The organism is Herbaspirillum sp. alder98 (assembly GCF_020179755.1).
GTDB lineage: Bacteria > Pseudomonadota > Gammaproteobacteria > Burkholderiales > Burkholderiaceae_D > Herbaspirillum.
On sequence record NZ_JAIUCY010000007.1, the window covers coordinates 148,510 to 171,127 of the forward strand.

General features: G+C 63.2%; 19 protein-coding genes. 12 read left to right on the plus strand and 7 right to left on the minus strand.

What is annotated here, in order from left to right; genetic code table 11:
- Nucleotides 1-11: 11 nt before the first annotated feature.
- On the minus strand, nt 12-1,172 hold the full coding sequence (locus LBW87_RS16985) for an acyl-CoA dehydrogenase family protein (protein WP_225202648.1): 1,161 nt from the start codon (nt 1,170-1,172) through the stop codon (nt 12-14).
- Nucleotides 1,173-1,404: 232 nt separating this feature from the next.
- Here LBW87_RS16985 and LBW87_RS16990 point away from each other — a divergent pair, with 232 nt between their 5' ends.
- Together LBW87_RS16990 and LBW87_RS16995 are read left to right on the plus strand one after the other, a co-directional pair.
- On the plus strand, nt 1,405-2,922 hold the full coding sequence (locus LBW87_RS16990; protein WP_225202649.1) for an ATP-binding protein: 1,518 nt from the start codon (nt 1,405-1,407) through the stop codon (nt 2,920-2,922).
- A 314-nt stretch (nt 2,923-3,236) separates the two neighbouring features.
- Nucleotides 3,237-4,301, plus strand: a complete 1,065-nt coding sequence (locus LBW87_RS16995; protein WP_225202650.1) for a porin — start codon at nt 3,237-3,239, stop codon at nt 4,299-4,301.
- A gap of 105 nt (nt 4,302-4,406) precedes the next feature.
- Here the strand turns inward: LBW87_RS16995 and LBW87_RS17000 are convergent, their stop codons facing one another.
- Entirely contained in the window at nt 4,407-5,336 is a 930-nt protein-coding gene (locus LBW87_RS17000) for a LysR family transcriptional regulator (protein WP_225202651.1), read from the minus strand.
- Between the two features lie 260 nt (nt 5,337-5,596).
- On the opposite strand from LBW87_RS17000, the gene LBW87_RS17005 reads away from it, so the two are divergent.
- The 5 genes from LBW87_RS17005 to ilvD all read left to right on the plus strand — a co-directional run bounded on the left by LBW87_RS17005 (nt 5,597) and on the right by ilvD (nt 11,694).
- On the plus strand, nt 5,597-6,784 hold the full coding sequence (locus LBW87_RS17005) for an amidase family protein (protein ID WP_225202652.1): 1,188 nt from the start codon (nt 5,597-5,599) through the stop codon (nt 6,782-6,784).
- A 44-nt stretch (nt 6,785-6,828) separates the two neighbouring features.
- The gene (locus LBW87_RS17010; RefSeq protein WP_225202653.1) at nt 6,829-8,115 is read left to right on the plus strand and encodes an aromatic ring-hydroxylating oxygenase subunit alpha; all 1,287 of its coding nucleotides are present in this window, start codon (nt 6,829-6,831) and stop codon (nt 8,113-8,115) included.
- A gap of 2 nt (nt 8,116-8,117) precedes the next feature.
- Nucleotides 8,118-8,612 (plus strand): aromatic-ring-hydroxylating dioxygenase subunit beta, encoded by a 495-nt coding sequence (locus LBW87_RS17015; protein ID WP_413927653.1) that lies wholly within the window; start codon nt 8,118-8,120, stop codon nt 8,610-8,612.
- Between the two features lie 40 nt (nt 8,613-8,652).
- A complete protein-coding gene (locus LBW87_RS17020; protein ID WP_225202655.1) occupies nt 8,653-9,606 on the plus strand; it encodes a PDR/VanB family oxidoreductase in 954 nt (317 codons plus the stop codon).
- A gap of 228 nt (nt 9,607-9,834) precedes the next feature.
- Nucleotides 9,835-11,694 (plus strand): dihydroxy-acid dehydratase, encoded by a 1,860-nt coding sequence (ilvD, locus tag LBW87_RS17025; RefSeq protein WP_225202656.1) that lies wholly within the window; start codon nt 9,835-9,837, stop codon nt 11,692-11,694.
- A 91-nt stretch (nt 11,695-11,785) separates the two neighbouring features.
- On the opposite strand, the gene hpaC is transcribed toward ilvD, so the two are convergent.
- Nucleotides 11,786-12,358, minus strand: a complete 573-nt coding sequence (gene hpaC / locus LBW87_RS17030) for a 4-hydroxyphenylacetate 3-monooxygenase, reductase component (RefSeq protein WP_413927654.1) — start codon at nt 12,356-12,358, stop codon at nt 11,786-11,788.
- Between the two features lie 419 nt (nt 12,359-12,777).
- On the opposite strand from hpaC, the gene LBW87_RS17035 reads away from it, so the two are divergent.
- On the plus strand, nt 12,778-13,410 hold the full coding sequence (locus tag LBW87_RS17035) for a response regulator transcription factor (protein WP_225202657.1): 633 nt from the start codon (nt 12,778-12,780) through the stop codon (nt 13,408-13,410).
- A 10-nt stretch (nt 13,411-13,420) separates the two neighbouring features.
- Here the strand turns inward: LBW87_RS17035 and LBW87_RS17040 are convergent, their stop codons facing one another.
- Entirely contained in the window at nt 13,421-13,993 is a 573-nt protein-coding gene (locus tag LBW87_RS17040; RefSeq protein ID WP_225202658.1) for a methylated-DNA--[protein]-cysteine S-methyltransferase, read from the minus strand.
- A gap of 113 nt (nt 13,994-14,106) precedes the next feature.
- On the opposite strand from LBW87_RS17040, the gene LBW87_RS17045 reads away from it, so the two are divergent.
- The gene (locus LBW87_RS17045; RefSeq protein WP_225202659.1) at nt 14,107-14,697 is read left to right on the plus strand and encodes an SRPBCC family protein; all 591 of its coding nucleotides are present in this window, start codon (nt 14,107-14,109) and stop codon (nt 14,695-14,697) included.
- Nucleotides 14,698-14,734: 37 nt separating this feature from the next.
- Here LBW87_RS17045 and LBW87_RS17050 read toward each other — a convergent pair whose 3' ends face one another.
- A complete protein-coding gene (locus LBW87_RS17050) occupies nt 14,735-15,091 on the minus strand; it encodes a hypothetical protein (protein ID WP_225202660.1) in 357 nt (118 codons plus the stop codon).
- A 205-nt stretch (nt 15,092-15,296) separates the two neighbouring features.
- On the opposite strand from LBW87_RS17050, the gene LBW87_RS17055 reads away from it, so the two are divergent.
- Together LBW87_RS17055 and LBW87_RS17060 are read left to right on the plus strand one after the other, a co-directional pair.
- Entirely contained in the window at nt 15,297-16,499 is a 1,203-nt protein-coding gene (locus LBW87_RS17055; RefSeq protein WP_225202661.1) for a threonine ammonia-lyase, read from the plus strand.
- Between the two features lie 346 nt (nt 16,500-16,845).
- Nucleotides 16,846-17,325: a hypothetical protein gene (locus LBW87_RS17060; RefSeq protein ID WP_225202662.1), complete on the plus strand. Its 480-nt coding sequence runs from the start codon at nt 16,846-16,848 to the stop codon at nt 17,323-17,325.
- A 6-nt stretch (nt 17,326-17,331) separates the two neighbouring features.
- Here LBW87_RS17060 and LBW87_RS17065 read toward each other — a convergent pair whose 3' ends face one another.
- Nucleotides 17,332-18,222, minus strand: a complete 891-nt coding sequence (locus tag LBW87_RS17065; protein WP_225202663.1) for a LysR family transcriptional regulator — start codon at nt 18,220-18,222, stop codon at nt 17,332-17,334.
- A 110-nt stretch (nt 18,223-18,332) separates the two neighbouring features.
- On the opposite strand from LBW87_RS17065, the gene LBW87_RS17070 reads away from it, so the two are divergent.
- On the plus strand, nt 18,333-19,589 hold the full coding sequence (locus LBW87_RS17070; protein WP_225202664.1) for an MFS transporter: 1,257 nt from the start codon (nt 18,333-18,335) through the stop codon (nt 19,587-19,589).
- A 15-nt stretch (nt 19,590-19,604) separates the two neighbouring features.
- Here the strand turns inward: LBW87_RS17070 and LBW87_RS17075 are convergent, their stop codons facing one another.
- Entirely contained in the window at nt 19,605-22,580 is a 2,976-nt protein-coding gene (locus LBW87_RS17075; protein ID WP_225202665.1) for a hypothetical protein, read from the minus strand.
- Between the last annotated feature and the right edge of the window lie 38 nt (nt 22,581-22,618).

Genomic DNA, 22,618 nt, shown 5'->3' on the forward strand with positions numbered 1-22,618 from the left:
GGCTATCGGGCTTACAGGAAACCGGGCATCGGTGGCACACCCAGGGCGACGGCGCCGGCGCCGTCATAGATGCCTTCGCCCAGGAAAGCGTGCTGCTTCACCACCGCGGCGTCGCGCAGGTAACGCTGCAACGGATGGTGGCTGTAGATGGCGGTGGTGCCGGCCAGGCCGAACATGCTTTGCACCACTTCATTGCCGACCTTGGCAACCTCGACCGCGGTCAGGCGCAGCATGCTGACCTGCTCGGGCGTGACCGGCTTGCCGGCCAGGATCGATTGCCATACTTCGTTGGTGACGTCGTACAGGAAGGCGCGCGCCGAGCGCAACTGCGCTTCGGCCTTGGCCACCTCGATGCGAACGTAGGAACGGTCGGCCAGTTTCGGCGCGCCCGTGATGGCCACTCGGCCACCCGACATGTGATTGATTTCGTCGATCGCGGCCCGGGCGATGCCCAGGTTGACCACGCCCAGCACCTGTGCGGCATAGGCGATGGTGGGGTAGCGATACAGCGGCTCGTCGATGGTCGGCACGCCGCCCCGGATGAAGGTCCACTCATCGGCCACGAACTGGTCGGTCACCCGCAGGTCGTGGCTGCCGGTGCCGGCCAGGCCCATGACGTCCCAGTTGTCGATGATCTCGACCTTCTCGGGCGGGAATACGGCAGTGCGTGGCTTGGCGCCAACCTGGCCCGGGACGGCGGCGCCGATGCCCACGCCCAGCATGTCGGCGCCCTTGCAGCCGCTGGCGAATTTCCAGGTGCCGTTGACGTTCCAGCCGCCCTCGACCTGGGTCGCAGGCTGGATCGGGAACAGGCCGCCGGCAAATACCAGGTCCGGCGAATCGGCATACAGCTTGGCCTGGGTTTCCTTGGGCAGGGCCGCCAGATAGACCGAGGCCGAACCGAAGCTGGCCACCCAGCCCACCGAGCCGTCGGCTTCCGAGATCTTTTCGATCAGTTGCAGGAAAGCGGTGGGCGCCAGGCCGCTGCCGCCGAAGCACTGCGGCGTGGCCGCACGATAGACGCCCAGCTTCTTGAGCTTGGCGATGAATTCCCGGGGCACGAAGCGCTGGCGACCGAACTCGTCGCGCCGGGTGCGAATCTCGCTGAACAACTGGGCCATTGCCTCATCCTCGCTGACCGCCAGTGCGGCTGGTGCTTCCATTGCGGACATTTCGCTCTCCAAAATTACAGTGCTGCATCGGGGTACCACCTGCAGCACATCGCGTGCGGCAAGCTGTCATTGTTGGAAATCGAGTGTAGGGAGCGCGCCTTCCCGGTTCAATCGGGACGGCCGGGGGATTTTTAGGGGTAACTGAGGAGCCAGCTAAAGAAATCCCCTAGTCCGGAATCGGCGCAGCGCGGTGGGCTTAGAATGGAGCGCGTTCTTCCAGACCAATCCAGTCATGACCACCACCACACCCGAACCACCGATGCGCTTCGACCTGGCCGACTTCAAGCGCATGATGGAAGCGCTGTCGATCTGCATCATCCTGCACGATGCCCAGACCAAGTCGATCCTGTGGGCCAACCCGTCGGCGTGCGAGGTATTGGGCTTTACGCTCGAAGAGCTGCTGCCGCTGAAGGCGCCCGACATGAGCCGGCGCTCGCACGAATACCGGCGCGAGATCGGCCGCAAGTGGCTGCATGACGCGGTGCTGCGCGGGCGCAACATGGTCGAGTGGTGCTATCGGGCCAAGAATGGCGACGAGATCATGTCGGAGGCCATCGCCACGCTGGTGTCGCTGTCCGAGCGCGATGTGATCATGGTGCAGTTTCGCGACATCGCCCGCGAAGAACTGATCAAGCGCGAGATGAAACGACTGGAGTCGCGCCTCAAGGAATTCATGCAGGACTCCGACGAAGGGGTGGCGGTGCTGCGGGCCGATGGCGGCATCGAATACATCAGCGACGCCGGACGCAAGCTGCTGGGCGTGCGCCCGGGACAGCACCCGCCGAAGAACTTCGCAGAAATGTGCATGGACGGCTCGCGCGAGGAGCTGCTGGAACTGCTGACGCTGGCGCTGCCGGATGCCATTTCGTTTCCGATCCGTTACCAGCTGGTGCAGAAGAATGGCGCCAGACGCTGGCATCAGGCCACCTGCCGCTACATCGAAATCGAGAATGACCTGAAAGGACACCTGCTGCACTTTCACGACGTCACCGACCAGGTCGAAGCCGAAGAAGCGCGGCGGCGCGACCAGACCGCGCTGGAATATCTCGCGCGCCACAATGCCATGGGCGAAATGGCCACCGCCATTGCCCACGAGCTGAGTCAGCCGCTGGCGGCGATCCGCAATTTCCTGGAAGGCTCGATGCTGCGCATCGACAACAACGCCGCACTGCGCGAACATGCCGAGGGCATCGTGTGGGGCCTGCAGAACGCCGGGCGGCAGGTCGATCACGCCGCCGCCATCATCAAGAGCGTGCGCGAATACGTGGTCAAGCTGGAACAGACCGAGGCGGTGATCGACCTGTGCGAGATCGTCGGCGAAGTGCGTTACTTCATCGAACTCAAGGCGGCCGAGGCCGGCGTGGCGGTGACCGTCACGTCAGCGCCGAGCGCCTTGCCGGTGAGCTGCGAGAAGGTGCTGATCGGGCAGGTGATCCTGAACCTGGCCTTCAATGCGATCGAGGAGATGAGCCGCTTCGATGCCCCCATGCGCCGCATCGACATCGCTTGCGAGCGGGTCGGCGAGACGGCGCTGCTGACGGTGTCGGACCAGGGCGGCGGCATCGATGCCGGGCATCGGGAGCGACTCTTCGATGGCTTTTTTTCGTCCAAGGTCAGCGGCAACGGCATCGGCCTGGCACTGTGCAAGAACATCGTGGCGCGCCATCGGGGCGACATCTGGGCGCAACCCGCGCAACCCCGTGGCACCAGCTTTTGCTTCGCCCTTCCGTTGGTGAAAAACCACATATAAAGATACCTTTAGTCACGCGCCCGATTGGTGATCGGGCGCACCCGGCTGGTGCCATTACGCCCGGCCAGCCCCTTGCAGCGGCCCTTGTTGCACCTGATTAGAGAAAATCCCGTCCCTGCGGGCGGCCCATCAGTGGCGCTTATCAGCGTGATCCAACGCGCCAATTTGATCTGGCGCAAAGCCCGTCCCTACCATCCGACTTGCATGACGTTGTCGTGATCTGCGTTGACCTCGACGCGGCACGTTGTGTGGACACACATTGTGCACAGACGTGTACACACTCAACAGGCAACACTACAGGGAGCGTAATCAACATGAAGAAGAAACTGCTGGTCGCAGCCACACTGACGGCATGTACCGCAATGGCGCATGCCCAGAGCAGCGTCACCGTCTACGGCCTGATCGACCTCGGCCTGACCTATTACTCCAGCGCCCGCACCACCGCCACCGGCGGCAATTCGTCGTTGCTGCGCATGGACAGCGGCATTGCCCAGGGCAGCCGCATCGGCTTCAAGGGTACCGAAGACCTGGGCGGCGGCCTGTCGGCCTTCTTCACCATCGAAAACGGCTTCAACGCCGACGACGGCAGCATGGGCCAGGGCGGCCTGCTGTTCGGTCGTCAGTCGTTCGTGGGTATCAACAGCAAGAGCTGGGGTTCGGTCAGCATGGGTCGCCAATATGACTTCATGGCCAACCTGGGCGGCCAGTACGCCATGGGCGCATTGTCGCCAGCCGGTTCGTTCGCCTGGGGCCTGCACGCCGATGCCGCCAACGGCGCTGCGCTGAACAACCACATCTATGCCGGTGACCGCACCAACAACTCGATCAAGTACGCCAGCAACAAGATGGGCGGTTTCTCGTTCGGCGCGATGTACGGCTTCGGTGAAGTCGCGGGCAACAATACCGCCGGCCGCACCCTGAGCGCGACCGGCCAGTACGATACCGGCGCATTCAGCGGCGCCATGTCGTACACCGACATCAAGGACGCCACCGGCAGCTTCTCGACCCGCATGTACGGCGCCGGCGCCAGCTACCAGCTGGGAGCATTCAAGCTGTTCGGCGTCGCGACCCAGGTCAAGAACACCAATACCAGCGCCAAGGCCACCACCTATGAACTGGGCACGGTCTATGCATTGAGCGCCATGTGGGACTTGTCGGCAGCGTATCAATTCCAGAAGCGCACCATCGCCGGTGTCGGCAATGCCCAGGCCGTCATCGCCATGGCTGACTACAAGATCTCCAAGCGTACCGACCTGTACGTTGGCGCCGTCTATGACCGCGATAAGGGCTATCGCGCCTATCCGGTGTTCGGCGGCGGCATCCAGTCGGCGACCGGCAACCAGAGCGCCGTGCGCATGGGTATCCGCCACCGCTTCTGATGGTCAGCAGTAAATAGTCTGAGGAAGAATGCCCGCTCGAATGACATCCGGCGGGCATTCGAATTTTGATTTGCGCTGATTGCATCAAGCGCCGCGCAATGGGTTCTAGCTGCTGCGTCCGTACTGCTGCAGCAGGTCGATGAAGATCTGTCGCAACCAGCTGTTGCCAGCGTCGTTGTCGAACGCCTGGTGCCAGTGCAGCGTGACATCTACGGTCGGAATCTCGACCGGCAACTGATACGACACGAACGACTCCGGATGCTCGCTCTGGAACAGCTTGGCGATGCGCAAGGGGACGGTCGCGACCAGATTCGATTTTTCGAGGATGCGGGGCAGTACCGTGAAGTGCGGGATCGACAGGCTGATCTTGCGCTCCACCCCGAGCCCGCGAAACGAGTTCTCGACCTGATGGTGACTGCTTTCGGCCGACTCCACCAGCACATGCGACATGGCCAGGAACTCGTCGAGCTCAAGGTGCCGCCGCTGCGGCAGGCCGTCGCGACGCCGCATCAGGCAGACATAGTTTTCACGAAACAGCAGTTCGTAGTGGGTGACCGGTTTCAGCGCAGGCAGGTTGCCGAAGGCAAAGTCGAGCTGGCCGGTGCGCAGCGCCTCTTCGAGATGGGCCGGCGCCACCTGCTCGACCTGAAGCCGCGAACCGGGCGCCTGTTCGGTCAGGATTTCGCACAGGTCCGGCAAGAACATCATCTCGGCGACATCCGTCATCGAGGCCCGGAACACCCGGGTGCTGGTGGCGGGGTCGAAGCGCTCGGTATAGCGCAGCGCATCCTGCACCGCCTGCAGCGCGCGACTGATGGGCTTGGCCAGTTCGATGGCGGTCGGCGTGGGCTGCATGCCTTCCTTGGTGCGGATGAACAGCGGGTCGTCGAAGATCTGCCGCAGGCGGCCCAGGGCATAACTGACCGCCGGCTGCGACAGGTGCAGGCGGTTGCCGGCCAGGGTCAGGCTGCGTTCTTCGGCGATGGCCTGAAAGACGCGCAGCAGGTTCAGATCCATGTTGTTGAAGGTCGCCATTGCAGTCTCCTGAGGTAGCGGTGGCAGGGCGGGAAACGGTGGGAACGGCGGCCAGTCGAGGACGCGAAGCTGAATCCATGCCGTTTATGAGAAAAATATTTTACATCAATTTGATCTATTTTAATGCGGATTCTAGAATGCAATCGAGCAGCTAAGAACCCGTCCCGTACGGGTTCCAGGTTTGATCGATTGCATCCGGCGCCAGCAAGGGTTTCCCAGCCGCGCGCCTCCCAGCAACGCTTCAATGATACGGATGCACCATGACACCTGAGCCAATTCGTCCCGAGGGGACAGACCGCACCGTGCCCGGCACCGGCCACGCGCTGCTGTCGCGCTTCCACCTGGGTGGCAGCGGCCCGACCGTGGCCATCAAGGATTGCATCGACATCGCCGGCATGGTCACCGGCGGCGGCAGCGCCGCCCTGGCCGATGCGGCGCCGGCCGCGGCCAACGCCGACGTCGTCGATCATCTCATCCATGCTGGCTGGCAGATCACCTCCCGCGCCAACATGCACGAGCTGGCCTACGGCATGACCGGCATCAACGAATGGAACGGTACCCCGATCAATCCGCAAGATCCGGCCCGCATGCCGGGCGGTTCGTCGAGCGGCTCGGCATCGGCCGTCGGCGCCGGCCTGGTCGACCTGTCGATCGGCAGCGACACCGGCGGCTCGATCCGCCTGCCGGCGGCCTGTTGCGGCGTGGCCGGCTTCAAGCCCACATTCGGCCGCGTCAGCCGCAACGGCGCCTGGCCCCGTCACAGCAGCATCGACTGCGTCGGCCCGTTTGCCCGCAGCATGGACCTCATCATCAGTGCCATGGCCACCATTGCCCCCGGCTTCGACGGCGCCGCTGCCGCCGTGCCGCAGACGCAGGCGCGCGTCAAGCTGGTGCACACCAACAGCGACGCCGCCATCCTGGCTGCCGTGCAGGCTGCTTTCGAGGCCAGCGGCTGGCAAGGGCAGGCGCTTGAACTGGACGGCATGCAAAGCGCCTTCGAGGCCGGCATGGTGTTGATCAATCGCGAGACCTGGGCCGCCTTCGGCTATCTCACCGGTGGCGGTCGCCTGGGCGCCGACATCGAAAAACGTCTCACTGCCGCCGGCACCACCAGCGACGACGCGGTGGCGGCCGCCGAACGCGTGCGCGCCAGTTTCAGCGCTGCCGTCGATGCCGCCCTGACTGACGCCGATGCGCTGCTGCTGCCGACGCTGCCGCAACTGCCACCGACACTGGCCGAGATTCGTGGCGGCACGTCGGTGCTGACGCTGAGCTCACTGGTACGCCCCTTCAACCTGTCCGGTCATCCGGCACTGACGGTGCCTGTCCCGATCGCTGGCAGCACCTTGCGCGCCGGTTTGCAGCTGGTGGGTCGCCGGGGCGACGACGAAAGAATCTGCGCACTGGGTCTGCACCTGGAACAGGCGCTCAAAGCAACCTCGGCCTGATGCCGCAAGCACGCGCCGAACGACACAACACACTGGAGAATGCAATGAACGCACCGCTACGTTTCCATCCGAGAACGCCGGACTCTTCCTACGCCGACCTGGTCCAGGACGCCGTGGTCGACCCTTCGCTCTATACCGATCCGGCGATCTTCGAAGCCGAGATGGACAAGATCTTCTACAAGACCTGGGTCTGGGTCGGCCACGAGAGCGAGATCCGCAATCCGGGCGACTTCAAGACCGCCCAGATCGGTCGCCAGCCGGTGATCGTGGTGCGCGACAAGAGCGGCAAGATCAACGTACTCGAAAACCGCTGCCGCCATCGCGGCGCCACCGTGTGCGAAAAGCACAAGGGCAACGCCACCGGCTTCACCTGCCCGTACCACAGCTGGTCGTACGGCCTGGACGGCAAGCTGCGCGGGCTGCCCTATCCGGAAGGCTATGAAGACGTGATCGAAAAGGCCGACCTGCCGCTGCAGAACCTGCGGGTGGGCGCCTATGGCGGCATGATCTTCGCATCCTTCAACCAGGACATCGAGCCGCTGGAAGATTTCCTCGGTCACGCCAAGCACTGGATCGACCTGTTCATGAAGCAGGGCGCGGGCTTTCCCATCAAGGTGCAGGGCGAGCACAAGTTCAGCTTCAAGGGCAACTGGAAGATCCAGCTGGAGAACACCACCGACGGCTATCACTTCCCGGTGGTGCACAAGACCTTCCTGTCGTCGGTCGACGCCGAGACCTCGGAAATGCTGTCCTTCATGACCGATGACCAGTCGATCACCCGCTCGCTGGGCAACGGCCACAGCGTCATGATCATGGTGCCGGAACACGTCGACCTCGATATCGATGACGGCAGCGAGCAATTGCAGGAACGCTTCTCGCACATCATCGAAGAACTGTCCAAGACCATGCCGCCGGAGCAGGTGCGTCGCATCGTGCGTTCGTTGCACGGCGCCGGCTTCAACCTGAACCTGTTCCCCAACGTGGCCATGTCGATGTCGTTCTTCCGCGTGCTGCATCCGGTGTCGGTCACCGAGACCCAGATCCGCCACGTGGCGCTGGGCATGGATGGCGGCCCCGAGATCGCCAACCGCGAACGCCTGCGCATCCACGAACACTTCCAGGGCCCGTTCGGCTTCGGCAGCCCCGACGACGCCGAGGCCTGGGAACGCGTGCAGGCCGGATCGAACGCCGGCCGCAACGTGCCGATCCTGGTCAACCGCGGCCTGAACCGTGAATGGGTGGACGACAACGGCGACAAGGTGTCGCATTCGACTGATGAGACCGGGATGCGCGAAGCGTACGCCCAGTGGAAAAAGATGATGGAGCAATGAGCATGAGCGAGAACCTGCAGGGCATCCCCGAATCGATGGCCAAGGCCATTGCCTTTATCTGGAAAGAAGCCGAGCTGCTCGACCGCAAGGACTACGCCGCCTGGCAAGACCTGTGGACCGACGACGGTTACTACGTGGTGCCGATCGATCCGCAGACCACCGACTTTGCGGCGACGCTGAACTACGCCTACGACAATGCCCACATGCGCAAGATTCGCATCGAACGCCTGACTTCGGGTTTTGCCATGTCGGCCGTCGACGCCGCCACCACCGTGCGCACCGTCTCGCGCTTCGTGCCGGTGCACCTGTCGGCCGAGCTGGTCGAGATCACGTCGGCCCAGGTGCTGGTCGGTTACAAGCGCCAGCAGCACACGCTGTTCGTGGGCAACCTGACGCACCGCATCCGCTTTACGCCCCAGGGCCCGAAGCTGGAGCAGAAGGTGATCCGGCTGGTCAATTCGATGGATAGCCTGAACGCCCTGGGCTTCCTGCTGTAACACGCAAAACGCAACACGCACACGAGTATTGGCGCAACACATGAAACTGATCGTAGACAAACTGATCGACGAGACCGGCGACATCCGCTCTTTCCGTCTGGTAAGCGCCGATGGCGAGGCACTTCCCGCGTATGAACCCGGGGCCCACATCGACGTCACCGGACCCACCGGGGTGATGCGCCAATACTCGCTGTGCGGGCCACTGGACGACCAGTGCGCCTACACCATCGCCGTCAAGAAAGAACCCGCCTCGCGCGGCGGCTCGGCGGCGTTGCATGACGCCGTGGCGCTGGGCGCGGAACTGGAAGTAGGCACGCCGCGCAATCTCTTTGCGCTGGACGCCAGCGCGCCCGAGCATATTCTCTTTGGCGCCGGCATTGGCGTGACGCCATTGCTGTCGATGGCGTATCAGCTGTGGGCTGGACAGAAGAAATTCACGCTGCATTATTTCGTGCGGGCCCGCGAGCACGCGGCCTTCGCCGACCTGATGGATGGCGCGCCATTTGCCGCGCAGGTGCGCTTTCACTATGGCGTGCAACCGAGCGACATGGATCATTACCTCAACGCCTGCCTGGATGCTGCCAGCACCGAGGCGCACGTCTACACCTGCGGCCCGGCGCCGTTCATGGATGCAGTCGTCAAGAGCGCGGCGCGCCATCGCACCGACGACGCGATCCACCTGGAACACTTCCAGGCGGCCACGCCGGCCGCTGCCAGCGAAGAGGAGGGCGCCTTCGAGGTCAAGCTGGCCAGCTCGGGCAAGGTAGTGCGGATTCCGGTCGGCATTCCCATCATCGACATCCTGGCGCAAGAAGGGATCGTCATCGATACCTCGTGCCGTGAAGGCATCTGCGGCACCTGCGTGGTGCCGTTGCTGGAAGGTGAGCCTGATCACCGCGACAACTGCCTGTCGAAGAAGGAGAAGGCGGCCAACGATCAGATTTGTACTTGTGTCTCGCGTGCCAAGTCGAAGATGTTGGTGTTGGATCTTTGATCCGATCGGGCTTCGGACAAGGCCGCTCCGTTGCCGGAGCGGCTTTTTTATTGGCTGCCCATGCTGCAGCGCGCCAAAAGCCGCGCCGGGCATGCCCTGCGGGCGTGGGATATAATGGTCCGGTCTGCCCAAAGCACGGCTCAAGAGGTTGTCCGCCGGGCGCGCGAAGGGCCTTTATTCCCATGGCCCGCATCCCATTTCCCGCAACCTTTTCCTACTGCTAGCATCATGCCCGCATACCGCTCCAAAACTTCCACCGCCGGTCGCAACATGGCAGGTGCGCGCTCATTGTGGCGCGCCACTGGCATGAAAGATGAAGACTTCTCCAAGCCCATCATTGCGGTCGTCAATTCATTCACCCAGTTCGTGCCCGGCCACGTGCACCTGAAGGACCTGGGCCAGCTGGTGGCGCGCGAGATCGAAGCCGCCGGCGGCGTCGCCAAGGAATTCAACACCATCGCCGTCGACGACGGCATCGCCATGGGTCACGACGGCATGCTGTACTCGCTGCCGAGCCGCGACATCATCGCCGACTCGGTCGAGTACATGGTCAATGCCCACTGTGCCGACGCCATGGTCTGCATCTCCAACTGCGACAAGATCACCCCCGGCATGCTGATGGCCGCCATGCGCCTGAACATCCCCGTGATCTTCGTCTCGGGCGGTCCGATGGAAGCCGGCAAGACGCGCCTGGCCAATCCGGTCACCAAGGCCATCGAATTCAAGAAGCTCGACCTGGTGGACGCCATGGTGATCGCCGCCGACAAGTCGTACTCGGACGCCGAAGTGGCCGAAGTCGAACGCTCGGCCTGCCCCACCTGCGGTTCGTGCTCGGGCATGTTCACCGCCAACTCGATGAACTGCCTGACCGAAGCGCTGGGCCTGTCGCTGCCGGGCAACGGCACGGTGGTGGCGACGCATGCCGACCGCGAACAGCTGTTCAAGCGCGCCGGTCATCGCATCGTCGACCTGGCTCGCCAATACTATGAACAGGACGACGAGCGCATCCTGCCCCGTTCGGTCGGCTTCAAGGCATTCGAAAACGCCATGACGCTGGACATCGCCATGGGCGGCTCGACCAACACCATCCTGCACCTGCTGGCCATCGCCAGCGAAGCCGAGATCGATTTCGGCATGGATGACATCGACCGCATCTCGCGCGACGTGCCGCAGCTGTGCAAGGTGGCGCCCAACACCAACAAGTACCACATCGAAGACGTGCACCGCGCCGGCGGCATCATGGCCATCCTGGGCGAACTGGACCGGGCCGGCAAGCTGCACACCGACGTGCCGACCGTGCATACGCCTTCGCTCAAGGAAGCGCTGGAGCAATGGGACATCACCCAGACCGAGGATGAAGCGGTGCGCCACTTCTACCTGGCCGGTCCGGCCGGCATCCCGACCCAGACCGCGTTCAGCCAGAACACCCGCTGGCCGAGCCTGGACCTGGATCGCGCCGAGGGTTGCATCCGCTCCTACGAGCACGCCTTCTCGAAGGAAGGCGGGCTGGCCGTACTGACCGGCAACATCGCCCTCGATGGTTGCGTGGTCAAGACCGCGGGCGTGGACGAAAGCATCCTGGTGTTCGAAGGCAACGCCCATGTGACCGAGTCGCAGGACGAGGCGGTACAGAACATCCTCGACGACAAGGTCAAGGCCGGCGATGTGGTGATCGTGCGCTACGAAGGCCCCAAGGGCGGTCCGGGCATGCAGGAAATGCTGTATCCGACCAGCTATATCAAGTCCAAGGGCCTGGGCAAGTCGTGCGCGCTGCTGACCGATGGCCGTTTCTCGGGTGGCACCTCGGGCCTGTCGATCGGCCACTGCTCGCCGGAAGCGGCCGCCGGCGGCGCCATCGGCCTGGTGCGCGATGGCGACCGGATCCGCATCGACATCCCCAACCGCAGCATCAACGTGCTGGTGTCGGATGAAGAACTGGCGCGCCGTCGCGAAGAACAGAACGCCGCTGGCTGGAAGCCGGCCAAGGTGCGTCCGCGCAAGGTGTCGGCAGCGCTGAAGGCCTATGCCAAGCTGGTCATGTCGGCCGACAAGGGCGCCGTGCGCGACCTGTCGTTGCTGGACGACTGATGGCGTGAGCGTGCCGGGTGGCTTGGCCACCCGGCGCATCAAAAAAGAAGCCGCTCATCGAGCGGCTTCTTTTTTTTGCCCAGCCGCGACTTTACAACGCCATGCGCTTGACCTTGTGGAACAGCCGGTTGAAATAGATCAGGCTGTCCTTTTCTTCCGATACGCGGATGTCGGACAGCTCCACGAACATCACCGAGTGCGAGCCGACATCCTTGAATTCCTTGATGCGTCCCTGCAACTTGACCAGCGCGCTGGCCAGCACCGGTTGACCCGGGTGGCCCGGTTCGCTCTGCTGCTCCCAGATATCCCAGCCGAAACGTTCTTCCATCGGCACCTTGGTGGCGCCCGAGAAATGCATCGCCAGTTGCTCGTGCTCGTCGGCCAGCACATTGACGCACAGGTGGCCGTTCTTCTGGAATACCTCATGCATGGCGCTGCCGCGATTGAGGCACACCAGCACCGTCGGTGGCGAATCGGTGACCGAACAGACGGCGCTGGCGGTGATGCCGCACTGGCCGCCCGGGCCGTTGGTAGTGATGATCGAGACCGCCGCCGGCAGGTGCGCCATCGCATTGCGGAACTCGATCTGCTCGCGGCTCAATGGCGCACGCGGCGCCTGCTTCTGGGAATTGTCGGTATTGCTGGCGAGGCCGTTGGCGCTCATGCTTGGCTCCTGGTTGCACGCCGGTGATGCACGGCGCTACTGATGTCACCAGATTAAGGCAAGGACGGGCCCTCCACAATTCGTGCCGCATGCCCTGCAGCAAGGGGATTCCCGTATTTCATCTAGGTATAAATACCTAGATGCGCCGCACACAACAACACGGTGCATGGCGTGCATTGCACCGTACAGCCCGCTATCAGCACGCAATTGCCGTCATCGTGCGCCGCACAACGCCTCATCATGCCGGGTGGCAAGCCTCTTTCACGCGCACCGTGATTGCCTTAAATTACGCCATCGGCGCAGGCCTGCTTTTTGCTATACATCAAGGCAGGCTCCGCCCACCTGTGACAGCGCATGACGGTGCGCCTCACCGGCCGTATCACGCTGGCCATGCCAGCCAATTTTCTGACGGGATGAACATGGATTCGAACTCGCCTGTGGTCTATATCGTCGACGACGATGAAGCCGTTCGCACTTCGCTGGCCTGGCTGCTGACGTCGGTCAACATTCGCACCGAATGCTTCGAGGGACCGGAAGCCTTTCTCAAGGCGTTCGACGCCAACAGCCTGTCATGCCTGATCCTGGATGTGCGCATGCCAGAGGTGAGCGGCTTCCAGTTGCAGGAACGCCTGAACGAAATCGGCGCCGGCATTCCGGTGATCTTCGTCTCCGGTCATGGCGATATCCCGATGTCGGTGCGGGCACTGCAGAATGGGGCGGTGGACTTCTTCGAGAAACCCTATAACTCGCAGCAGATGCTCGAGCGCATCCAGCTGACGCTCAAGAACGTAGCCGGCAACATGCAGGCGCGCGAGCGTCGCATGCATCTCAAGAACCGGCTCAAGACCCTGACCGCGCGCGAGCGCCAGATTCTGGACAAGGTCATCCTCGGCCTGTCGAGCAAGGTAATCGCCCGCGAACTCGACATCAGCGTCAAGACCGTCGACGTGCACCGCGCCAGCATCAAGGACAAGCTGGGCTGCCAGAGCACGGCGTCGCTGGTGCGCGATGTGCTGCTGGACTTCGGTCCGGAATTTCTCAAGGCGGCCTGAGCCGCCCCCCTCACCACAGCGCCAGCTGGCTATCGTCGACGTTGCGTCGATGCTGGGCGCGCCGACGCGGATCGATCACCTCGCCGGCGTCATGACCCTCGGTGGCGATGCCTTCGATGGCGAGCAACAACTTCTTGGCATGCAGGCCGCCGGCAAACCCGGTCAATTCGCCGCGTGCGCCGATGACGCGATGGCAGGGCGCGATGATCGAGATCGGATTGCGGCCATTGGCCGCACCCACTGCCCGCACCGCTTTTTCGTTGCCGAGCTGGCGCGCAATCTCAAGATAGGTGCGCGTCTGGCCATACGGAATCTGCAACAACGCCGCCCATACCTTCTTCTGGAAATCGGTTCCCGCGAAGTCGAGCGGCAGCTCGAAGCGGGTGCGCTGACCGGCGAAATATTCGTCCAGCTGTTGCTGGGCCAGTAACAGCACCGGACGCTGCGGATCGTCGTGCAGCTCGCCAAGCGGTACACGGCTGGCGCGGTCTTGCTGCCACAGCACGGCGCACAGGGCGTCGCCGCGCGCGACCAGGGTCAATTCGCCCACGGGCGATGCGATGCGTTTGCATGCGTGGTGCATGTGGGGCTTCCTTGGATGACTGAAGCGAGCGATTCTATCGCTTTTCGCACCCATGCCTCCGGCCCCGCCTCGGGTATGCTGCGCCATTCGCCATTCGCTCTTCAACTATCCGCATGATGCGTTTTCAGGTTCTGCTACTTGCCGCGTTGCTTGGATTGCCTCTGGCCAGCGCCCGGGCGGCTCCCGAGGTCAGCGTGGTGCGCGCCATGGTCGACGGCCATGCCGAGTTCGACGTGCGCGCCCAGGTGCGGGTGCGCGCAAGCGCTACCCGTGCCTGGCAGGTGCTGACCGACTACGAGCGGCTGGCGTCCTTCGTGCCCGACCTGCAATCGTCGACCCGCCTGCCCTGGCCGGGCGCGGCGGCCGGCAACTATCTGGTGGAACAACATGCGGTGGCACGCCTGCTGTTCTTGCGCCAGCCGATCACGCTGGTGCTGCAGGTGCACGAGCAGCCGATGTCGCTCATCGATATGTCGCTGCAAAGCGGCAACATGCGCAAGTACCAGGCGCGCTGGGAGCTGCTGCCGCAGGATGTCTCGCAGGAAGTGTTGCTGCGCTACAGCGGATTGATCGCGCCGGATTTCTATGTGCCGGGCCTGTTTGCCAGCACCTTGATGCGCCGCGACCTGGCGGCGATGCTGAGCGCGGTGGCGGCTGAAATCGAGAAGAAGGGGACACCGGACGACTCCAGCCATCAGGACTGAGCGTCGCCCGCAGGCCGTCAATCAATGCCTCAAGGCATCACAGCGTCAGGGCCGAATGACCGGCATCGGTCAGCGCGTCGTAGCAACGGGTGCAGACGCGGCAAAACAGGTGCGAGCGCTTGACGTGACGGTGCCTCAGCACCAGTTGCAAGGCCACGCCCGGGCAATGCGGGCATGCTTCGCGCATGGGACCGACCGGCACCACGTCGGGCGCCAGAAAGCCTTGTTCGGTCATGATGCCATCGACCACCTGGCGGGGATCGAGCTCGACCAGCGTCATCAGGGTGGGCTTGCGTCGATGCTCCACAGAGGCGCTTGAGCGTGCGGTGTCGAACGATGAAAACGGCGGCGGCGGGGACGGCCTGACCTCCGGATACCGGTGTGCGATGCTCATTGATGTCTCCTTCGATGAGTAAGGCTTGCGTGGCGAACAACGGAGAGGGCTGACAAAATGGCAACCCGGGGTGTCGCTTCGCAGGGGGCTGGAACCAAGGCAGCGACGCGACGAGCATTTACTGTAGTCGGTGCCGCAGCGGACTTCAATGGTGCCGATACAAGAAATTTTCAAACAGCATGCACGGTAGAACTACAATCGCTGCATGACCACACTCAATGATATCGAGGCAGCCGCGCGCCGGCTGCAAGGCCAGATCCTGGAAACGCCCTGCGTAGAGTCCCGCACCCTGTCGCAGATCGTCGGCGCCCAGGTTTTTCTGAAATTCGAGAACCTGCAGTTCACCGCATCCTTCAAGGAGCGCGGCGCCTGCAACAAGATGGTCGACATCGCCAACGCCGGCAGCGGTCAGGGCGTGGTCGCGATGTCGGCGGGCAACCATGCCCAGGGCGTGGCTTACCATGCGCAGCGGCTGGGGCTGGCGGCCACCATTGTCATGCCGCGCTTCACCCCTGGCGTGAAGATCGAGCGTACCCGCGGCTTCGGCGCCAATGTCGTGCTGCACGGCGACACCCTGGAGGCCGCCCGCACTCACGCCTATGAACTGGCCGAATCGCAGAACCTGATCTTCGTGCACCCCTACGACGATGAAGCCATCATCGCCGGCCAGGGCACGGTTGCCCTCGAAATGCTCAAGGCAGTACCCGACCTGGACACGCTGGTGGTGGCCATCGGCGGCGGCGGCCTGATGGCCGGGATGGCAGTGGCGGCACGCGCCATCAAGCCCGCCATCGAGATCGTGGGGGTGCAGACGCGGCGCTTCCCGACCATGTTCAACGCCATCAAGGGCACCGACCACCCGGTCGGCACCAGCACCATCGCCGAAGGCATCGCGGTGGGCACCGCCGGTACGCTGACCCGCGCCATCATCGCGCGCGAAGCCGACGACCTGCTGCTGGTCGACGAGGGCGATATCGAGCAGTCGGTGCTGATGCTGCTCGAAATCGAGAAGACGCTGGTGGAGGGCGCTGGCGCGGCCGGCCTGGCGGCGCTGTTGCGCTACCCGGATCGCTTCCGTGGCAAGCGGGTGGGGCTGGTCCTGTCGGGCGGCAATATCGATCCGCTGCTGCTGACGGCCATCATCGAACGCGGCATGGTGCGCGCCGGACGTCTGGCCCGGGTCAAGGTCAGCTCGCGCGATGTGCCGGGCACCCTGGCCAAGATCACCGGCATCGTGGCCGAGGCGGGCGCCAATATCGACGAGGTCCACCATCAACGCGCATTCACCCTGCTGGCGGCGCAGAACGTCGATATCGAACTGGTGCTGCAGACGCGCGGCCGACCACACCTGGCCCTGGTATTGCAGGCGTTGCGCACAGCCGGATTCGAAGCCGAAGAGTTACATTGATTCGGCATTAGCAAAGACACCACACTTTGGCGCCGATCGACGGGGAATTTCGCCTTTTATTTGGCAGATGGACAATAATCGATATAACTTTGTCGCTTCGGCGCCTAAAAAGCCTCATTTTTCCATGCGGCAATTGCTGCATCGCACTATACTTCGCTTGATTTCCGAGGGGAAATGTTTCGTCAGTATTGCCGTCGCTGTTCAGGGCAGTGCAGGTAAATGGGGGAAGCGCCGCCAGACCGACCAACACCGGGCTGGCAGGTGCAATCGATTCAACAACTCAAGGAAGACTGCGTCGTCGGGCCGTGTCGAGACCGCGCCGACTTCCTGATCCAATCACAACGACATGAGTGCCACGCCACCGGACTCCGCCGAATCCGCCCTGCCGCACCCAGTGCGGCTGCGCACACTGATCGATGAGATCAGTCAGCTTACCCTGCACGTGCAGGATCTCAGCCGTATGGCAGAAGAAGCCCGCGAGTTCTACGAGCGTGGCGCACAACCAGCCCCGGCCGATCCGCGCCAGTTGGTCGATCAAGTCGAAAACTATCGCAACCTGCTCGAAGCCGCCATCGTGCATATCTTCGAAGATGTGTTCGGCCCCCGCACCGATACCATCGAACGCCAGATGAGCATGCGCCTGATCGCCGATATCGGTCCGGAAGCCTTCGTCCAGAAAGTGCTGTGGGGCGAGGAAATCAGCGACATCGCCCTGACCATCGCGCTGGAGCGAATGATTCCGTCACTGGAACAATTGGTCGAGCAATATCCGACCGCCTTCCTGTCGCAGGCCAACTCCCTGCTCAATCAATTCAAGGCCGGCTGACGGCGATCAGTGCCCCTGGGTGAGCTGGCGCTGCAGATGCGCGGCGAACCTGGTCGCGGCGATCGACTGCCGGTGGTAGGCCAGCGATAACTGCGCGCGCGGGGCAGGCTCGGCGATATCGATATAACGCACCTGCTCGAGCTGGACCTGCTCGATCGCTTCCGGCACGATCGAAATGCCCAATCCTGCGGCCACGAGGTTGATTGCCGAGGTCAGTTGCGGCGCCAGCTGGATCACCTGCGGATCGAAGCCTGCGGCCTGGCACGCGCTGAAGATCCCGTCATAGAGCGCCGAGCCCTTGCCGCGCGGCACCATGATGAATTTCTCTTGCGCCAGGTCGATCAGGCGCAGGCTCTTGCGCCGCGACAGCCGATGCGAGCGAGGCAGCGCCACCTTGAGCCGTTCCGCCGGCAATTCGACCACCCCCAGCTCCGCCGATGGAATGCTGACGATGCGCACGAAGGCCGCATCGAGCTGAGCGCCGGCGATGTCGGCCAGCAATTGCTCGGTGATGCCTTCGCTGAGCGAGATCTCAAGCCCCGGATGCTGCTGGCGAAATTGCTGGATCGAGTGTGACACGAGCCGGTGGAACACCGCCGACGAGGTGAATCCCATGCGCAACACCCCGACTTCGCCGCTGGCGGCCTGGCGCGCCACCCGCAGCGCGCGCTGCGCGTCGTCCACCGCTTGCCGGGCATGCGGCAGGAACGCCCGCCCCACCTCGCTCAACTCGACTCCGTGCGATGTGCGCTTGAACAGGGGCGAACCGATCTCTTGTTCCAGCGCCTTGATCTGCATGGAAAGTGGCGGCTGCCCGATGCCAACCTGCTCAGCCGCCCGCGTGAAACTCTGGTGGTCGGCCACGGCGAGAAAATAACGAAGATGTCGGAGTTCCATGGTATCTGTCTTGTATATGGATTGGGCCGCTTATATATATTGGACAATATAACCGCTTTCTCCCAGACTGATGCATCCGAGTCCAGGCGGCCTTGCCGCACGCTGCATCCATGTCTTCCCTTTCCGACACTGCCGGTATCGCCCGGCCCCCTCAAGGCAACACCCAACGCAACGGCGCCGCGCGCGGCTCGGCCGCCTACCGTCGCATCACGATTGCGTTGTTCTGTTCCGGCTTTGCGACGTTTTCGCTGCTGTACTGCGTGCAACCGTTGTTGCCGGAGTTCGCCCGCGAGTTTCATGTCGGCGCGGCCGGCGCATCGCTGGCGTTGTCGCTCTCGACGGCGCTGCTGGCGGTGTCGATCGCGGTAGCCGGAATGATCTCGGAGCGCTACGGCCGGCGCGAGCTGATGTTCGCCTCGATGGCGGTGGCCGCCTGTTGCAACCTGCTGGCAGCGGTGGCGCCGTCGTGGCATCTGATCCTGGCGGTGCGCGCGCTCGAAGGCCTGGCCCTGGGCGGGGTGCCGGCCGTTGCGATGGCTTACCTGGCCGAAGAAATCGATCCGGCCGGACTGGGGTTCTCGATGGGCCTGTACGTCGCCGGCAACGCCTTCGGCGGCATGATGGGACGGGTAGCGATGAGCATCCTGGCCGAATCATTCGGATGGCGCCCGGCGATGCTGGCCATCGGCGTGCTGGACCTGATGCTGGCGGTGGCGTTCATCTTCCTCCTGCCGCGCTCGCGCAATTTCGTGCGCAATACCGGCATGCAGCTGCGCGATCATTTCGCGCTCTGGAAGGCGCATCTCTGTCACGACCGGCTGCCACTGGTATTTGCCATCGGCGGCCTGGCCATGGGCATCTTTGCGACGTCCTACAACTACGCCGGTTTTCGCCTGATGGGTGCGCCTTTTTCGCTGTCGCCGACTGCCACCGGATTGATCTTCAGCGCCTACGTGTTCGGCATCTTTGCCTCGTCCTCGGCCGGCGCGCTGGCCGATCGCTTCGGGCGCGCGCCGCTGGTCGCCGCCGGCATTGCCATTTCATGCGTCGGGTTGCTGCTGACCTGCGCGTCGATCCTGCCGCTGGTGATCGCCGGCATCGTGCTGATCACGATCGGTTTCTTCACCACGCATTCGGCCGCCAGCAGCTGGGTGGGGCGCCTGGCGCAACGCGGTCGCGGCCATGCCGCCTCGCTGTATTTGCTGGCGTACTACCTCGGCGGCAGTGTCCTGGGGTCGGTGGGGGGCTGGTTCTGGGAGCATTCCGGATGGCTGGCCGTGACCGCCTTCATGCTGATGCAGGCCGCCATCGCGGCCTGGCTGGCGCGACGCCTGTGGCGTAGCGCGCCAGTTGCCTCAACGACCTGAGCCAGCCAGGCCTGCCTATAGATCATCACGATCGTCATCGGTACGCAATGGCCGTGCCGGCAATTCTCCTGCCGCAGAGGCGCACAGGTTGGCGAGTGACGACGAGGCGCCTACGACCTGATAGAAAAGCTTGGCCGGGCTGAGCAAGGCCTTGGACCCGATTTCAACCCCGGCGGTGTACGTACCCAATATCGACGAAACACACGACATACCGGCGCTGAGCACATCCGCGCCTTCTACATCTTCCTCGTGCGTGGCCAGTTCGGCAATCCTGGCGCCATCGGCGATCAGCAGGTAAACGTTGCCGGCCAGATCAACCAGCTGCATGATCTTGGTGCCGCGCACGCCAGGTATGCGTGCCGACAGCGGACGCATATCCCGGCGCCAGGTCCAGCGGGTCTTGGGTGGACGCACGACCAGCTCGGCAAACCCGCCCGCCAGGTAGTTGAAGGCCATGCCCAACCCCACCGCCGGCGCTATCACCTGTATCGACCGGACTGGGCCGCCGCCTGCAGGCTGGCACGCAAAACCCGCCGCATGCTGCCCCCCCCAACCCACTGCCTTCAGGATCTGGAAGTACATCGTCGTGTAGCGTTGCCGCGGGGTGCCCGTATCGTCGATATACCATTTGCTCCACGCCGTGCCGGCATCTCCGATGAAGATCAGCAGGGCGCCGGTCATGGTGACCGCAGATACAAATCGACAGACGCCATCGTCTTCCGGCTTTTCACTACTCCGACTGAGGCGTGGGGCGCTCTCCGGTAGCGTGGCGCGTTCGGTCTGCATGGTAGCGACCTGGTCGAAGATAACCACATCCTGCTTTGGCGGGACCTGCGGCAAGGCCGGATGCTTGACTGCCTGTGACAGTTTCTGGTGCTGGTAAGCCAGTTTCACGGCATCGCTTCCGCCGCGTCCGACCATGAACGACGTCAGCAGGTTGAATACGTTGTTGCGACGCGATCTCGCATGCGCCCAGCGCAAGTCATGCAGCAAACGATCGCGCCAAAACGGATCGTCATCGAACAGCCTTTCCTCGCACCGCATGACCAGGATCAGCTTGAGCCTGGTCAGCCCCCCTGGATGTCCCTTCACCTCGGCCAGCCCGACCTTCTGCAGCACTTCATCGCTGACCTGATCGCCGGCAATCAGGTCGAGCACGGCATCGAGGCAGGCCTCATCCCGTTCCAATGCGGCTTCGGCGGTGGCATCGGTGGCCGACATCTGCAGAAAAGCATAGAGGCCGGCCAGGCCGGAATAGAACTCGTCGGCCTGTTCGCGTTGCCATGCCATGTCCACATACATGCCGAACAGGCATCCGGCCATGGACGAAGAATCTTGTCCGTCGATCAGGCGCTGCCATTGCGCCAGCGAGATATCCTCGAACGTGCCCGCAAATGAAAACATCAGCATCTGTGCCAGCACCGCGCCGATCGTGTCACGTTCGCCCCCGGATGAATCGCGTACCCGACCGGGTTGCTGCCTGGCCAGCTCTTCCTGTTGTCGTTGCTCCAGCGTGCTGCTCAGCAGCGCCGCCTGTTGTCTCATGTGTGGGTCGATACGCACGTTCAACGCGGTGCCGTAGCGCTGCGCTACCCGCAGGTCGGCTGCAGTGAAAGGCCGGCCATGGCGTAGCCGCTCATCCCAATCCAGCAGGGTATCGACGTATTGATCGTGGACATCCGTGAGGGCCTGTACCGAGCTGTTCCAGGTGTCGCGATCCAGCGTCACCCCGGGTTCGCAGCAGAGCACGAGAGTACCGCCATCCTGACAGTCGCTGATGGCTGCGGTGAGATAAGCGTTACTACCCAGCGACAGTTCACTTACGCCATAGCGCGGCAGGAGTTCTGGCGCAAATTCAAGCCTGACGCGCAATTGCGCAGATGTCTCGCCCAACGGCACCTCACTCAACAGTTTCAATTGGCCCGCGCCCAGCTTGCGGATGATGAAGTTCGGCGACGTTCCCAGGGGGTAGATCAGCACGTTGCGTGACATGGGCGGCAAGACGATGTCGCCCTCCAGTTCGAACCCCACCTGGACCTCACTGAGGGTTTCATCGGCGAGATCATCCGTGAGTTGCTGGCGACAGATATCCTGCAATTGCTTCTTCAGGGTCAAGCACAATGGATGGTGGCTTTCTTGCGGGCCGATCTGCAGCATCAAGGTATCGTCATCTGCACGGCGGTAGCGCAGAAAGGTCTTTCCATCAATCGTCACCGGCGTATGCGATTCCAATTTCTCCATCAACAGCGGCGCAATGTCGATCAGCGAAATCGCATCTTTATCCAGCCGGGAAAGATCGATCGTCACGGTCCCCTGCAAATGAGGCGGCAACATCAGAAGGCCGCCGGTTCCGACCAGATGTACGGTGCGCTGCTCGAAGCGCGACTGCGGCGCCACGATAATGCCGACGCCCCCCGACAGTTCGATCTGCTGCCGGTCGTTGGAAAAGAAGTAGAGCGACTGGCCGCTGGCCATGTCTTTCAACAGCGCATCCATAAAGGCATCGAAGGCCTCCCGTTGCGCGACCAGCGAACCCTCCACATTCATCTCGTGCAGGTTTCGCCGCCACGAGCGCCGTTGCGCATCGTATTTCCATGCGCTATAGAACCGGTAGCTGCGCCACCAGAGCTGACCATCGTTGATGCCATTGCCATCGTAGGACTTGTCGAGCATCTCGAAGGGCCCCGTGCCGTCGGCCAGCAATGCCGATCCGATCGCGAAGAGGCTGGCAACGCGCGCAGCCGGCAGGTTCGGGTCCAACCGGTAGGTCACGGCGCGCACCCCCATGCCCGCCAACTGGCAGTTCTCTTCAATGGTCGATTCGTCGAGCGTATCGGCGTCGGCATCGACAATGATGGGTTCGCCGCCACCGATACGTGTCATCCATTTGCGCACACGCGGCACGATCCGGGATGGCGTCATCGACGGTGCATCCGGCAGCTCCACCGCATGTTTGACTTGCGCCAGGCGCGCCCGGGCCTGTGCGCTCAAGACTGTCCAGGACCTCGCCCGAGGCCTCGACCGGCAGC

Bases quoted from the DNA above. Each gene is read 5' to 3' on its own strand.
- LBW87_RS17050 (WP_225202660.1), bottom strand. From the start codon at position 15,091: ATGAGCATCGCACACCGGTATCCGGAGGTCAGGCCGTCCCCGCCGCCG.
- LBW87_RS16990 (WP_225202649.1), top strand. From the start codon at position 1,405: ATGACCACCACCACACCCGAACCACCGATGCGCTTCGACCTGGCCGAC.
- LBW87_RS17055 (WP_225202661.1), top strand. From the start codon at position 15,297: ATGACCACACTCAATGATATCGAGGCAGCCGCGCGCCGGCTGCAAGGC.
- hpaC (WP_413927654.1), bottom strand. From the start codon at position 12,358: ATGAGCGCCAACGGCCTCGCCAGCAATACCGACAATTCCCAGAAGCAG.
- LBW87_RS17045 (WP_225202659.1), top strand. From the start codon at position 14,107: ATGATGCGTTTTCAGGTTCTGCTACTTGCCGCGTTGCTTGGATTGCCT.
- ilvD (WP_225202656.1), top strand. From the start codon at position 9,835: ATGCCCGCATACCGCTCCAAAACTTCCACCGCCGGTCGCAACATGGCA.
- LBW87_RS17035 (WP_225202657.1), top strand. From the start codon at position 12,778: ATGGATTCGAACTCGCCTGTGGTCTATATCGTCGACGACGATGAAGCC.
- LBW87_RS17010 (WP_225202653.1), top strand. From the start codon at position 6,829: ATGAACGCACCGCTACGTTTCCATCCGAGAACGCCGGACTCTTCCTAC.
- LBW87_RS17040 (WP_225202658.1), bottom strand. From the start codon at position 13,993: ATGCACCACGCATGCAAACGCATCGCATCGCCCGTGGGCGAATTGACC.
- LBW87_RS16985 (WP_225202648.1), bottom strand. From the start codon at position 1,172: ATGTCCGCAATGGAAGCACCAGCCGCACTGGCGGTCAGCGAGGATGAG.
- LBW87_RS17060 (WP_225202662.1), top strand. From the start codon at position 16,846: ATGAGTGCCACGCCACCGGACTCCGCCGAATCCGCCCTGCCGCACCCA.
- LBW87_RS17005 (WP_225202652.1), top strand. From the start codon at position 5,597: ATGACACCTGAGCCAATTCGTCCCGAGGGGACAGACCGCACCGTGCCC.
- LBW87_RS17020 (WP_225202655.1), top strand. From the start codon at position 8,653: ATGAAACTGATCGTAGACAAACTGATCGACGAGACCGGCGACATCCGC.
- LBW87_RS17065 (WP_225202663.1), bottom strand. From the start codon at position 18,222: ATGGAACTCCGACATCTTCGTTATTTTCTCGCCGTGGCCGACCACCAG.
- LBW87_RS17070 (WP_225202664.1), top strand. From the start codon at position 18,333: ATGTCTTCCCTTTCCGACACTGCCGGTATCGCCCGGCCCCCTCAAGGC.
- LBW87_RS17015 (WP_413927653.1), top strand. From the start codon at position 8,118: ATGAGCGAGAACCTGCAGGGCATCCCCGAATCGATGGCCAAGGCCATT.
- LBW87_RS16995 (WP_225202650.1), top strand. From the start codon at position 3,237: ATGAAGAAGAAACTGCTGGTCGCAGCCACACTGACGGCATGTACCGCA.
- LBW87_RS17000 (WP_225202651.1), bottom strand. From the start codon at position 5,336: ATGGCGACCTTCAACAACATGGATCTGAACCTGCTGCGCGTCTTTCAG.